This window comes from Pedobacter sp. (assembly GCF_039594775.1).
Classification (GTDB): Bacteria; Bacteroidota; Bacteroidia; order Sphingobacteriales; family Sphingobacteriaceae; genus Pedobacter.
The window spans coordinates 1311978-1325319 of record NZ_JBCNMT010000001.1 but is presented as its reverse complement, the minus strand read 5'-3'; the positions used below and the strand labels follow the sequence as shown (position 1 = coordinate 1325319).

General features: G+C 38.2%; 18 protein-coding genes. 2 read left to right on the top strand and 16 right to left on the bottom strand.

Translation table 11 applies throughout. The features are described 5' to 3' along the window. Positions 1-53: 53 nt before the first annotated feature. Positions 54-1961 carry a molecular chaperone DnaK gene (dnaK, locus tag ABDV71_RS05625; RefSeq protein WP_343531431.1) on the bottom strand — a complete coding sequence of 636 codons (1908 nt, stop codon included), beginning with the start codon at positions 1959-1961 and terminating at the stop codon, positions 54-56. A gap of 435 nt (positions 1962-2396) precedes the next feature. After that, positions 2397-3596 (bottom strand): SAM-dependent methyltransferase, encoded by a 1200-nt coding sequence (locus ABDV71_RS05620; RefSeq protein ID WP_343531430.1) that lies wholly within the window; start codon positions 3594-3596, stop codon positions 2397-2399. Between the two features lie 266 nt (positions 3597-3862). On the opposite strand from ABDV71_RS05620, the gene pepE reads away from it, so the two are divergent. Next, positions 3863-4558 carry a dipeptidase PepE gene (pepE, locus tag ABDV71_RS05615; RefSeq protein ID WP_343531429.1) on the top strand — a complete coding sequence of 232 codons (696 nt, stop codon included), beginning with the start codon at positions 3863-3865 and terminating at the stop codon, positions 4556-4558. Between the two features lie 20 nt (positions 4559-4578). Continuing rightward, complete coding sequence (locus ABDV71_RS05610; protein ID WP_343531427.1) at positions 4579-5142, top strand: GNAT family N-acetyltransferase; 564 nt, start codon at positions 4579-4581, stop codon at positions 5140-5142. Positions 5143-5225: 83 nt separating this feature from the next. Here ABDV71_RS05610 and rplQ read toward each other — a convergent pair whose 3' ends face one another. The 14 genes from rplQ to rplF form a co-directional block, all read right to left on the bottom strand. After that, complete coding sequence (gene rplQ, locus ABDV71_RS05605) at positions 5226-5780, bottom strand: 50S ribosomal protein L17 (RefSeq protein ID WP_343531426.1); 555 nt, start codon at positions 5778-5780, stop codon at positions 5226-5228. Positions 5781-5914: 134 nt separating this feature from the next. Further along, positions 5915-6907 carry a DNA-directed RNA polymerase subunit alpha gene (locus ABDV71_RS05600; protein ID WP_113649325.1) on the bottom strand — a complete coding sequence of 331 codons (993 nt, stop codon included), beginning with the start codon at positions 6905-6907 and terminating at the stop codon, positions 5915-5917. 80 nt (positions 6908-6987) lie between these two features. Then, a complete protein-coding gene (gene rpsD, locus ABDV71_RS05595; protein ID WP_343531425.1) occupies positions 6988-7596 on the bottom strand; it encodes a 30S ribosomal protein S4 in 609 nt (202 codons plus the stop codon). A 65-nt stretch (positions 7597-7661) separates the two neighbouring features. After that, positions 7662-8051, bottom strand: coding sequence for a 30S ribosomal protein S11 (rpsK, locus tag ABDV71_RS05590; RefSeq protein ID WP_343531424.1), 390 nt, complete (start codon positions 8049-8051; stop codon positions 7662-7664). Between the two features lie 75 nt (positions 8052-8126). Continuing rightward, on the bottom strand, positions 8127-8504 hold the full coding sequence (rpsM, locus tag ABDV71_RS05585) for a 30S ribosomal protein S13 (protein WP_113661946.1): 378 nt from the start codon (positions 8502-8504) through the stop codon (positions 8127-8129). A gap of 74 nt (positions 8505-8578) precedes the next feature. Next, entirely contained in the window at positions 8579-8695 is a 117-nt protein-coding gene (gene ykgO, locus ABDV71_RS05580) for a type B 50S ribosomal protein L36 (RefSeq protein WP_113649321.1), read from the bottom strand. A gap of 1 nt (position 8696) precedes the next feature. Further along, positions 8697-8915 (bottom strand): translation initiation factor IF-1, encoded by a 219-nt coding sequence (gene infA, locus ABDV71_RS05575; protein WP_079643278.1) that lies wholly within the window; start codon positions 8913-8915, stop codon positions 8697-8699. A gap of 72 nt (positions 8916-8987) precedes the next feature. Continuing rightward, the gene (gene map / locus ABDV71_RS05570; RefSeq protein ID WP_343531423.1) at positions 8988-9776 is read right to left on the bottom strand and encodes a type I methionyl aminopeptidase; all 789 of its coding nucleotides are present in this window, start codon (positions 9774-9776) and stop codon (positions 8988-8990) included. A 20-nt stretch (positions 9777-9796) separates the two neighbouring features. Beyond that, positions 9797-11137, bottom strand: a complete 1341-nt coding sequence (gene secY / locus ABDV71_RS05565; RefSeq protein WP_343531422.1) for a preprotein translocase subunit SecY — start codon at positions 11135-11137, stop codon at positions 9797-9799. Position 11138: 1 nt separating this feature from the next. Then, a complete protein-coding gene (rplO, locus tag ABDV71_RS05560; protein WP_113638050.1) occupies positions 11139-11585 on the bottom strand; it encodes a 50S ribosomal protein L15 in 447 nt (148 codons plus the stop codon). Between the two features lie 108 nt (positions 11586-11693). Next, a complete protein-coding gene (rpmD, locus tag ABDV71_RS05555) occupies positions 11694-11873 on the bottom strand; it encodes a 50S ribosomal protein L30 (protein WP_097132832.1) in 180 nt (59 codons plus the stop codon). 4 nt (positions 11874-11877) lie between these two features. Continuing rightward, positions 11878-12396, bottom strand: coding sequence for a 30S ribosomal protein S5 (gene rpsE, locus ABDV71_RS05550; RefSeq protein ID WP_113649317.1), 519 nt, complete (start codon positions 12394-12396; stop codon positions 11878-11880). A 17-nt stretch (positions 12397-12413) separates the two neighbouring features. Further along, complete coding sequence (gene rplR, locus ABDV71_RS05545) at positions 12414-12767, bottom strand: 50S ribosomal protein L18 (protein WP_343531421.1); 354 nt, start codon at positions 12765-12767, stop codon at positions 12414-12416. A gap of 5 nt (positions 12768-12772) precedes the next feature. Next, positions 12773-13330: a 50S ribosomal protein L6 gene (gene rplF / locus ABDV71_RS05540; protein ID WP_343531420.1), complete on the bottom strand. Its 558-nt coding sequence runs from the start codon at positions 13328-13330 to the stop codon at positions 12773-12775. Positions 13331-13342 lie beyond the last annotated feature (12 nt).

Here is a 13342-nt window from a genome sequence, read left to right as displayed (position 1 = left end):
CAAAAAAAAAGTCCTGATATTACTACCAGGACTTCTCATTTTATAAGCTACGCTTATTTCTTATCGTCGTCTTTTACCTCTTCGTAATCAACATCAGTTACGGTATCGCCACCTTGTTGAGGCTCAGCTTGTGCTGCACCCTCTTGAGGTTGTCCTTCCTGACCTGCTTTATACATTTCTTCCGAAGCAGCATTCCATGCATTTTGCAATTCAGCTTGTGCAGCATCAATCTCTGCAAAGTTACGAGCAGCATGCGCATCTTTCAGTTTCTTCAAGCCATCTTCAATTGGAGCTTTTTTATCAGCAGATAATTTATCGCCAAACTCTTTCAATTGTTTCTCGGTAGAGAAAATCAATGCATCAGCAGCGTTGATTTTATCCGCCTCTTCTTTAGCTTGTTTATCCGCTTCAGCATTAGCTTCAGCCTCTTGCTTCATTTTTTGGATCTCAGCATCAGTTAAACCTGAAGAAGCTTCGATACGGATTTTTTGCTCTTTACCAGTGGCTTTATCTTTTGCACTTACGTGTAAGATACCGTTAGCGTCAATATCAAAAGCTACTTCAATTTGAGGCACACCGCGAGGCGCTGGTGGAATTCCATCTAACATGAAACGGCCAATTGTACGGTTTTGAGTTGCCATTGGACGCTCGCCTTGTAAAATGTGGATTTCTACAGAAGGTTGGTTATCAGCCGCAGTAGAGAAAGTTTCTGTCTTCTTAGTTGGAATGGTTGTATTCGACTCAATTAATTTGGTCATTACTCCACCCATGGTCTCAATACCTAATGACAATGGCGTAACGTCTAATAACAATACGTCTTTCACATCACCAGTCAACACACCTCCTTGAATAGCAGCACCAATCGCTACCACCTCATCAGGGTTTACACCTTTCGAAGGTTCTTTACCAAAGAAAGCTTTTACGGCATCCTGAATAGCAGGAATACGAGTTGAACCACCTACCAAGATAATTTCGTCAATATCACCTACTGATAAACCGGCATTTTTCAAAGCTGATTTACAAGGATCAATAGTGCGTTTGATCAAATCACCAGCTAACTGCTCAAATTTAGCGCGGCTTAAAGTACGCACCAAGTGTTTAGGGCCGCTAGCATCAGCAGTAATATAAGGCAAGTTAATTTCAGTTGAAGTAGTGCTCGAAAGCTCAATTTTAGCTTTTTCAGCAGCTTCCTTTAAACGTTGCAACGCCATTGGATCTCTATGTAAGTCCATACCGTTCTCGTTTTTAAACTCGTCAGCCAACCACTCAATCAAAACATGATCAAAGTCATCACCACCTAAGTGAGTATCACCATCAGTAGCTTTTACTTCAAATACACCATCACCAAGCTCCAATACAGAAACGTCGTGAGTACCACCACCGCAGTCAAACACTACAATTTTCATGTCCTTATGAGCTTTATCTAAGCCATAGGCCAAAGCTGCTGCAGTAGGTTCGTTAATAATACGTTTTACCTGCAAGCCTGCAATTTCACCAGCTTCTTTAGTTGCCTGACGTTGTGCGTCGTTAAAGTAAGCAGGAACGGTAATTACAGCCTCTGTAACCTCTTGGCCCAAGAAATCCTCAGCAGTTTTTTTCATTTTCTGTAAAACCATTGCCGAAATTTCCTGAGGAGTATATTTTCTATCATCAATTTCAACACGAGGTGTGTTGTTATCACCTTTAACCACTTTATAAGGCACTCTGGCAACTTCTTTTTCCACTTCGTTAAAGCTGCTACCCATAAAGCGTTTGATAGAATAAATCGTTTTTGTTGGGTTTGTGATTGCCTGACGTTTTGCAGGCTCGCCTACCTTGCGCTCGCCGTTTTCCGTAAAAGCAACAATAGATGGCGTAGTACGTTTACCCTCGCTATTTGCAATAACCACAGGCTCATTACCCTCCATTACAGCAACACAAGAGTTCGTAGTTCCTAAGTCTATACCAATTATTTTTCCCATTTTAATATATATTTTCTTAATTATTTTTTCGTTCTATTTCTTATTAACAAGCGATGTGCCAATAGGGTTTTGGCAGAATTTTGTCAAAAAAAGCGGTAAAAATGTAAACAGATATCCCAAAATATGCTGACAGCTTGGCAGAAAACAATTAAAATAAAAGCGTTAATTTTTAGAAAAGCAAAGCTTGGATCTTATCGATTTCGATAGCCCCCGCTGTACGCTGCTATCTTTTGTTTGATTGACATCCTGAACGTGAGTGAAGGATCTGTAAGCTAGAGCATCATACAAGTAGAATTCTTCGCTATGCTCTGAATGACACAAAACCCAATAAAAAGGATATCCGCTGCCATCAGGTTTAAAACACAGCAGCTTATACTACAAATAAGGCAACATAGTCAAAAACCTGTGTTATTGTGGATTTACAATGAGTAACGCCTAGATTTCCAGTAAACGCTCCAAATGATGGTAGCCAATACCAAAATATTGCTTGGTCTCTTTAATCCTTTGCAATACTTCATCCTTGTTTCTTGTTCCTTGTTCTTTACTCCTTAATCCTTGCTCTTTATTTTTAATTCCTACCACCAGCACATTTTTAGGCGTATGCACATCCGACACAAATTCAAATACCTTAGTTTTGTAGCCAAAATACTCCAAAATCAAGGCTCGTAACCCATCAGTTACCATTTCAGCCTGACGCTCCAAGAATATCCCATGCTTGGTCAAGAAATTTAACTCATTCTTCACTTTTCCTTTCTCCATTTCTCTACGAATCTGTTTATGGCAGCAAGGAGCCACCACAATTAAATCAGCATTAGCTTTAATTCCCTTATAAATGGCGTCGTCTGTAGCGGTATCACAGGCATGTAAAGCAATTAAAAGATTTATTGCTTCAGCGTCATAACTTTCAATCGTTCCTTCTACAAAAGAAAGTTGCTCAAACTTCGCATTAACCGCAATCTTATTACACAAATCCACCAAATCCTTTCTAAACTCAACCCCAACCACATTGGCCTTTTGCTGGTGGTTAAGCAAATAATCGTACAGCGCAAAAGTAAGGTAGCCCTTACCCGAACCCATATCAACCACGTTTTTAATGTTGCCTTTGGGAAATTCCTTAATTAAAGAGCTTAAGATTTCGATATATTGGTTAATCTGCTTGTACTTATCCTGAGCATTTTTAAACACCATTCCTTGCTCATCGGTAAGTCCCAGTTCATGAAGGTAAAGGTTGTCTTTTGCTAAAATCAATCGTTTCTTTTCTTTGTTATGAGACAAATCAGCTTCCTTTTTTTCTTCCAGTTGCCTGGTTCTTAAACGAAAGCTTCCTTTAGCAGTTCTCTCCAAGATTGTTTCTTCATTGACAGAAAATAAAGTAGCCACATTGAAATCACCAGCCAAATACCCTTCAATAAGTAATACCCCCTCTTCAATCTCAAAGTTTTTGAAAATATCTCGCGTTTTGTATCTATAATTGAAGGCCAATAACTGCTTGTTCTTAATCAAAACAGGTTTAACATATAGCTGTTTCAAACCCTCCTCTGTACCTTTGTAGTTACCCAAAGCTAACTTTACAAAAGTCGATTCCGCTATCACTTTTTTAATCTCATTTACAAAGGTTGTTTCGTGCTGATCCATCTTGATTAATACTGAAATGCAAAAATACGATTATACCTATAATAAATCGTCATGAGATAGTTAGTCCTAGCACCCACTTCGATTATCGTGATTACCAGCTTAACTGGCAATCGTAATGCGATCATAGACCATATCCGCTTTAAGATTATCTTCGATGAGCAAGTGGTTCCCGCCTTCGCCGGAATGATGTACAACGGAAAGTCATTTCTAAATTAAACACAGTAAATTTAGCTTCGTTATATTTGAAAAGAATTAATTAAACCTTTATGAATATTATTCTTGCTTCTACCTCCACCCTATTTGGCGAAACCTACCTAGCCTATCTTAAACCGGCACTTGTTAACCTTTATGAGGGAGTAAATGAAATTATTTTTATTCCTTTCGCTCGTCCAGGCGGAATTTCCCATGATGATTACACTGCAAAGGCTGCAGGTTTCTTTTCGGAGCTAGGCATTAAGGTTAAAGGTCTCCATGAATTTGAAGACAAAGTTACAGCAATTGAAGATGCTCAAGGTTTTTTTACTGGAGGAGGCAATACTTTTCTATTGGTAAAAACGCTACACGAGCTTAACTTGATGAGCATCTTAAAAACAAATATAGAAAATGGGAAACCATATTTGGGCTGCAGTGCCGGAACCAACATTGGAGGTTTAAATATGAAAACAACTAATGACATGCCTATTGTTTATCCTCCAAGCTTTGATTGCATGGGCCTAGTGCCGTTCAATATCAACCCACATTACTTAGATCCCCAACCGGAATTAAAGCATAACGGAGAAACCAGAGAGACTAGAATATTAGAATTTCTAACCCAAAATAACATTAAAGTGATTGGCTTGAGAGAAGGAAATTGGATCAGAAGAATCAATGACAAGATTACCCTAGAAGGTAATCTACAAGCGAGAATATTCGAACAAGGCAAAGCACCCTACGAAATTGGACCAGGGAGCATTTTGTCATAAAACGAAACTAAAATTCGATTATGTTGATTAGAAACGCAAAACGTGAAGAATCTAAAATCATTGCTAATTACATCTTCTTAGCGATGGAGGAAATTGCTTATCAATTTATAGGTGAGAAGTCAGCTGAAAAGGCGTTGCAATTTCTAAGTAGTTTGACAGAAGAAAACGGTAATCAATATTCCTATGAAAATTGCTGGGTGGTTGAATGTGAAAATGAAATTGTAGCTGCTGCATTGGTATACAATGGTGCGAAATTACACGAACTAAGAGAACCAGTGGCTCGAAAAATAAAATCGATGTTTAAACAAGACTTCAACCCTGAAGACGAAACTGAGGCTGGAGAATATTATATTGATTGTGTTGGAGTAAATCCAAACCAACAGGGAAAAGGCATTGGGTCAAAGATATTTCAATTTCTAATTGATGAATATGTTCTCCAACAAAATGAAACACTTGGTTTATTAGTGGACCAAGAGAATCCTAATGCCAAAAGATTGTATTTAAAATTAGGCTTTGAAGTTGTTGGCGAAAAAACTTTGGCGGGCAAAAAGTTGGAGCATCTCCAATTTAAAAAAAGAAGCTAACCACATTTAACAGGCAAAACACCTAAAAACAAAAAACCCCTTTAGGAAATCCTAGAGGGGTTAAGCATAATAAGTTAGTTACACTACGCTTTTTGCTCTTCTGCATCATCAGCAGCTGGTGCTTCAGGGGCTGCCTCTTCAGCAACTTCCTCTTTAACTTCAGCAACTGGAGCTGTTTCTTCTTTAACTTCTGCAGCAGGTGCGTCAGCTTTTTTAGCTTTTGATCTTCCTCTACGAGTAGTTTTCTTCTCAGCAGCAGCTGTATCTTTTCCGTATACTTCGTTGTAGTCTACCAATTCGATTAACGCCATTTCAGCGTTATCACCTAAACGGTTGTTTAACTTGATGATACGAGTATAACCACCTGGACGGTTAGCAACTTTAGCTGCAACGTCACGGAACAACTCTGTTACTACTTCTTTGTCTTTCAAGTAAGCAAATACCGTACGACGTGAGTGAGTAGTATCGTTTTTAGATTTAGTGATGATTGGCTCTACATAAACACGCAAAGCTTTAGCTTTAGCTAGTGTAGTAGTGATTCTCTTGTGAGTGATCAAAGAAGAAGCCATATTAGCCAACATCGCTTTTCTGTGCGAAGTAGTTCTTCCTAAGTGATTGTGTTTTTTACCGTGTCTCATTTTTTTGTTTATAAAGTGTGTACCGTCTCTTTGAACTTAATCTGAGGGAATTACACACAGTGAATTAATTTTAATTCTTTAGTAATATGTTATAAGTTATACGTGATACGTAAAACTTACAACCTATAACTTTCTTACTCTTCGTCTAACTTAAATTTAGAAAGGTTCATTCCAAACGATAATTGTTTAGATTTTACCAATTCTTGGATTTCAGTTAATGACTTTTTACCGAAGTTTCTGAATTTTAACATATCAGCAACATCGTAAGATACTAAATCAGCCAAAGTACGGATATCCGCTGCTTTTAAGCAGTTCAATGCACGTACTGAAAGATCTAGATCTACCAATTCGGTTTTAAGGATTTTACGCATGTGTAAGATTTCCTCGTCAACTTCCTTAGTTTCTTCTTTAGCTTGAGATTCCAATACCAAGTTCTCATCGGAGAACAACATGAAGTGTTGGATCAAAATTTTAGCTGCCTCTTTCAAAGCTTCTTCCGGATGGATAGAACCATCTGTAGAAATATCTAAAATCAATTTCTCATAGTCAGTCTTTTGCTCAACACGATAGTTTTCAATCGTGTATTTTACATTCTTCATTGGGGTGAAAATCGAGTCGATTGCAATCACACCAACTACACTATCAGAAACTTTATTCTCTTCTGCTGGTACATAACCACGTCCTTTGTTTACAGTTAACTCAACTTCCAAAGTAACGTTTTTCTCCATGTTACAAACAACCATTTCCGGGTTCAACACCTCGAAATTGTTTGAAAACTTGGTAATATCTCCCGCTAGGAATTGTTCTTGACCATTTACAATGATAAAGATTTTCTCAGAATCACCAGATTCACCAGTTTTCTTGAAACGAACTTGTTTCAAGTTAAGGATGATCTCTGTTAAATCTTCAACTACACCTTTGATAGTAGAAAACTCATGAGAAACGCCTGAAAAACGAATGCTGGTAATAGCATAGCCTTCCAAAGAAGAAAGTAAAATTCTTCTTAGGGCGTTACCAATTGTTACACCGAAACCGGGCTCTAAAGGACGAAATTCAAATTGACCATCGAAATCAGTTGATTTCTGCATGATTACCTTATCTGGCTTCTGAAATGCTAAAATTGCCATTTATTAATGTTTTTAGATCGTTTATTAATGTTGTGTAACGTAAAAACAGTTGAAGCCCAATAGGGCTTCAACCAAGTCTATTACTTAGAGTACAACTCTACAATAAGGTTTTCCTTAATGTTTTCAGGAATCTCATCACGGTTAGGGTATGATAAGAATTTACCTGATAATTCTTTAGCGTTCCAATCTAACCAAGAGTGCTTGTTGATTGCTCTGCCAGCTACTGAATTTGAAATCGCTTCAAGAGATTTTGATTTCTCTCTTACTGCAACAACATCACCAGCTTTTAATTGATATGATGGGATATTTACTAACTCACCGTTTACAGTAATGTGCTTGTGGCTAACCAACTGACGAGCACCTGAACGGCTAGGAGCAATACCTAATCTGTATACTGTATTGTCTAAACGTGCCTCTAACAATTGTAACAAGTTATCACCAGTGATACCTTGACGTGATGAAGCTTTAGTAAACAAGTTACGGAACTGCTTTTCTAATACACCGTAAGTGTATTTTACTTTTTGCTTCTCCATTAACTGTACTGCGTACTCAGACTGCTTTCCTCTTCTTTTTGAGGCACCGTGTTGCCCTGGAGGATAGTTTTTTCTTTCTAATGCTTTATCAGGGCCGAAAATTGGCTCTCTAAATTTACGGGCGATTTTGGACTTTGGTCCGGTATATCTTGCCATTGTTTTTGATTTTAAAGTATCATGCAACCTGTAGCTGCAGACTCTTAGCTTTAAAAATTAATTGATTAAACTCTTCTTTTCTTAGGAGGACGACATCCGTTGTGAGGAAGTGGAGTGATGTCTTTAATAGACAAAACTTCAATACCTGCTACTTGTAAAGTTCTGATTGCAGATTCACGACCTGAACCAGGACCTTTAACAAATACGTCAACTTTACGCAAGCCTAAATCATGAGCTACTTTACCGCAATCAGATGCAGCTTGACCAGCAGCATAAGGCGTGTTCTTTTTAGAACCTTTGAAGCCCATTTTACCAGCTGAAGACCATGAAATGGTTTGACCGTTGTTATTTGTTAAAGTAACGATGATGTTGTTGAACGTAGCATTGATGTGAGCTTGGCCAACTGGCTCAATCACAACAAGACGTTTTTTGGTAACTTTTTTACTTTTAGCCATGTTATTTTTTAACGATTTGACTTACGAACTTGAACTAACTCAGTAATCCCCTACCGTAAATCTGTAATCTAATTATTATTTAGATGCCTTTTTCTTGTTAGCAACTGTTTTTCTCTTTCCTTTACGAGTACGAGAGTTGTTTTTAGTACGTTGACCACGAACTGGCAAACCTTTTCTATGACGAAGACCTCTGTAGCAACCGATATCCATTAAACGCTTGATGTTTAATTGAACCTCCGAACGCAAAGCACCTTCTACTTTGATTTGGTCGTTGATAATGGTACGGATTGCAGACAACTCATCGTCTGACCAATCTTGTACTTTTTTATTGAAATCGATCCCTGCTTGGGTCAAAATGTTTTGAGCAGTTGATCTACCTACACCGTAGATGTAAGTTAGTCCGATCTCGCCTCTCTTGTTTCTTGGTAAATCAATACCTGATATCCTTGCCATATTTGTAAATTGTTTTTAAATGAACGACCGAACGGCGGGCCACCGTTGTACGGAATCGTTCCTAATGTTTTTAATTAACCTTGACGTTGTTTAAACTTAGGGTTTTTCTTGTTGATTACGTAAAGTTTGCCATTGCGACGAATAACCTTACAATCAGCACTACGCTTTTTAATTGATGACCTAACTTTCATTTTATTTGTATCTATAAGTGATTCGACCTTTTGTTAAATCGTAAGGCGACATCTCCAGTTTAACTTTATCTCCAGGCAAAATTTTGATGTAATGCATCCTCATTTTACCTGATATGTGCGCAATAATCTCATGCCCATTTTCAAGTTCTACCCTGAACATTGCATTCGATAATGCTTCTTTTATTACTCCGTCTTGCTCAATTGAGGCTTGTTTAGCCATATTCTATTGATTTTTACTTAATTAGCTGTCCACTAAACAGGGTTGCAAAATTAAATATTTTTTTTGAAATTTTTAACTTTTTTCTTTTAAAACTTCTTCAATCACCGAAAAAGTACTTAAAACATCTGCTTTACCCTTTTTTATTGCAACAGTGTGTTCAAAATGTGCCGATGGTTTATTGTCTTTTGTTGTTACCGTCCAACCATCTGACCAGAATTTAACCGCTGCTGTTCCCGCGTTGATCATGGGTTCAATGGCTAACACCATTCCTTCTTCCAGTTTCATTCCGCTTCCACGTTTACCATAGTTGGGAACTTCTGGTTTTTCGTGAAGCTGAACGCCAACCCCATGTCCTACCAATTCTCTCACCACTCCAAAACCATTGGCCTCGGCATGGGCTTGCACTGCATGGGCAATGTCGCCTATACGCATACCTACCACTGCCTTCTCAATTGCAAAGGCCAAGCACTCTTGTGTGACCTTTACCAGTTGCTTACGCTCTTCATCTATTTCACCTATAGAAAAAGTGTAAGCCGAGTCGCCAAAATAGTTGTTCTTGATTACGCCACAGTCTACCGATATCAAATCACCCTCTTGGATGACATAATCGTTAGGAAAGCCGTGAACGACTTGTTCGTTAGGAGAAATGCAAAGAGAATTAGGGAAACCACCGTAATTAAGAAAAGCTGGCACAGCTCCGTGATCTTTGATGAACTCGTATGCCAGCTTATCTAATGATATAGTTGTAATTCCCGGTTTGATTACCTTCGCCACTTCGGCAAGGGTTTTTGAAACCAGTAATGAACTTTCCCTAATTAGCTCAATCTCTTCTTGAGATTTGTAATGGATCTTCTTAGACATGCAATCTTATTGTTGCTTGCTTATAATGCAGCTCCGCTGGTACTTGTTACAGTTGGAACTCCCGAACGTCCGGTTACTCTTCCTGTTTTCATTAAACCATCGTAGTGACGCATTAATAAATAGCTTTCAATCTGTTGCAAAGTATCTAATACTACCCCTACCAAAATCAACAATGAAGTACCACCAAAGAAATGGGCAAACTCTTGTTGAATACCAACCTTAACGGCAATTGACGGAAGAATAGCAATAGCTGCCAAGAACAACGATCCAGGGAAAGTGATCTTAGAAATTACTTCATCAATAAAAGATGAAGTAGCCAAACCAGGTTTTACACCCGGAATGAAACCGCCATTTTTCTTCATGTCATCAGACATTTGAGTCGGGTTAACGGTAATTGCAGTATAGAAGAATGTGAATGCAATAATTAAAAACGCAAACGTTAAACTATAAGTTAACGAAGTAATATCCGAATATTGGTGCAACCAACTTTCCTGCAAATTAGGGAATAGTCCAATCAATGCACTCGGAACAAACATCAAAGCCTGAGCAAAGATGATTGGCATAACACCAGCTGCATTTACCTTCAACGGAATGTATTGTCTAACGCCACCTACTTGTTTGTTACCTACAATACGCTTAGCATATTGCACAGGCACTTTACGAACACCTTGTACAATTAGGATAGTAAACATGATGATTGCATACAATGCTACAATCTCTAATACCAATCTAATTAAACCGCCGTCATTACCTGCAAATACAGAACTGATTTCTTGGCTAATTGCAATAGGCAAACGAGCAATGATACCTACCATGATGATCAAAGACGTACCATTACCGATACCTTTATCAGTAATTTTTTCGCCCAACCACATCACAAATAAGGTACCCGCTGTAAGCACAATTGCCGACAAGAAATAGAAAGTAGTATGGTCAATCACAATTGCTTCTGGAGTAATTTGTGTTTTCACATAACCAATTGCTTGTACAATAGTAATGGCCACTGTTAGGTAACGAGTGTACTGCGTTAATTTTTTACGTCCGCTTTCACCCTCTTTCTGCATTTTTTGGAACGTAGGCACCGCAATTCCCAATAACTGCACCACAATTGAGGCAGAGATATAAGGCATTACACCTAACGCAACGATTGACGCTTTAGAGAATGCACCCCCAGCGAACATATCTAATAAACCTAATAGACCTGATTTTTGTGCATTTGATAGTTGAGCAGGATCGACACCTGGCAATACCACCTGACAAACTAGTCTATAGATTACAAGAATCATAAGCGTAAATAAAATACGCCCTTTTAATTCTTCAATTTTCCAAATATTACTTAAAGTAGTAAGTAGCTTCTTCATTTTATAGTTTTACGATTGAGCCTCCAGCAGCTTCGATAGCTTTTTGTGCACTTGCAGAAAAAGCGTGAGCTGTAACTTCTAATTTAGCTTTAACTTCGCCACGACCTAAGATTTTCACTAAGTCGTTTTTTGAAGCTAAACCATGCTCCTGCAATGTAGCAAAATTTATGGTGCTTAAGCTAAATTTTTCTGCTAATCCTTGTAATACGTCTAAGTTTACACCTACGTATTCAGTACGGTTAATTGGTTTGAAACCAACTTTAGGTACACGACGTTGTAAAGGCATTTGACCGCCTTCGAAACCAACTTTGGTTGAAGTACCTGAACGTGAGCCAGCTCCTTTGTGACCACGGGTTGAAGTACCTCCGCGACCAGAACCTTGACCGCGACCTATTCTTTTACTAGTTTTTACAGAACCTTTTGCAGGTTTTAAATTACTTAAGTTCATTTTTGAAACTTATTGTGTTGCCCCTTCGCTTTCACTAATCAGGAAACAACGATTAAACAAAAAAAATTTGCCTAAGATATAAATCTTAAGCAAATTCCGATAATAAATTTATATAGCTTCGATAGCTACTAAGTGATTAACTTTTCTAACCATGCCGATGATTGCTGCATTAGCCTCAACCTCAACACTTTGGTTTAATTTACTCAAACCTAAAGCTTTCATGGTTCTTTTTTGGCGCTCGCTTCTGTCGATAACGCTTTTTACCTGAGTGATTTTAATTTTCGCCATGATCTTATCCGTTAAAAACTTTGTTTAAATCAACACCACGGTTTTGTGCTACGGTGTAAGCATCACGCATTTTGGTTAATGCATCAACTGTAGCTTTTACCACGTTGTGAGGATTTGATGAACCTTTTGATTTTGCCAATACGTTGTGGATACCAGCACTTTCTAGCACGGCACGCATCGCACCACCAGCAATTACTCCAGTACCTACAGCAGCAGGCTTAATTAATACAAAACCACCAGAGTACTTACCGATTTGCTCGTGAGGTACAGTACCGTTCAAAATAGGAACTTTTACCAAGTTCTTTTTTGCATCGTCTACACCTTTTGCGATAGCCTCAGTTACCTCTTTAGCTTTGCCTAATCCGTAACCTACAACGCCGTTCTCATCACCTACAACTACGATAGCTGAAAAGCTGAAAGTACGACCTCCTTTGGTTACTTTAGCAACACGTTGGATGCTCACTAAGCGATCTTTTAATTCAATCTCGCTAGTTTTTACTCTTTTTATATTGATAGTTGACATTATATCTTATTTAATGATTAAAATACTAGACCACCTTCGCGGGCACCTTCTGCCAACGATTTAACACGACCATGGTATAGGTAACCATTTCTGTCGAAAACAACTTCTTTAACACCAGCTGCAATTGCTTTTTCGGCAACTAATTTACCTACTGCTACTGATTGCTCAGATTTGTTTCCTGAAGCATTGAAATCTTTAGATAAAGATGATGCTGCAACTATAGTTTTACCAGTTTCATCGTTAATGATTTGAGCATAAATACCTTTATTGCTTCTATAAACTGATAAACGTGGACGGTTTTCAGAGCCAGCAAGTCTTTTTCTGATACCTTTTTTAATACGCTCTCTGCGTGATAATTTTTTTCCTGCCATTTTAATTATTTTTTAGAAGCTGATTTACCTGCTTTTCTTCTTAACACTTCACCTACAAACTTGATACCTTTACCTTTGTAAGGCTCTGGAGCACGTAACGAACGGATTTTCGCTGCTACTTGACCGATCAATTGTTTGTCGATGCTCTCTAAAATAATTTTAGGAGTTTGACCTTTTTCTGATGTGGTCGTTACTTTAATTTCTTGAGGTAATTGGAACACGTAGTGGTGAGAATAACCTAATACTAAATCTAAGGTTTGACCTTGATTTGAGGCACGGTAACCAACACCTACTAATTCTTGCTCTAATTTATAACCTTGTGTTACGCCTACAACCATGTTATTGATCAATGAACGATACAAACCGTGTAAGGCTCTGTGTCTTTTTTGATCTGTTGGACGTTGTACGGTTAAAACACCTTCTTCTTGTGAGATAGTGATATCTTTATCTACTAACTGGGTTAACTCTCCTTTAGGACCTTTTACGGTTACTAAATTGTTGTTATCAACGGTAACGGTTACTCCAGCCGGGATGCTAATTGGGGCTTTTCCTATTCTTGACATTGCGTTATCCTC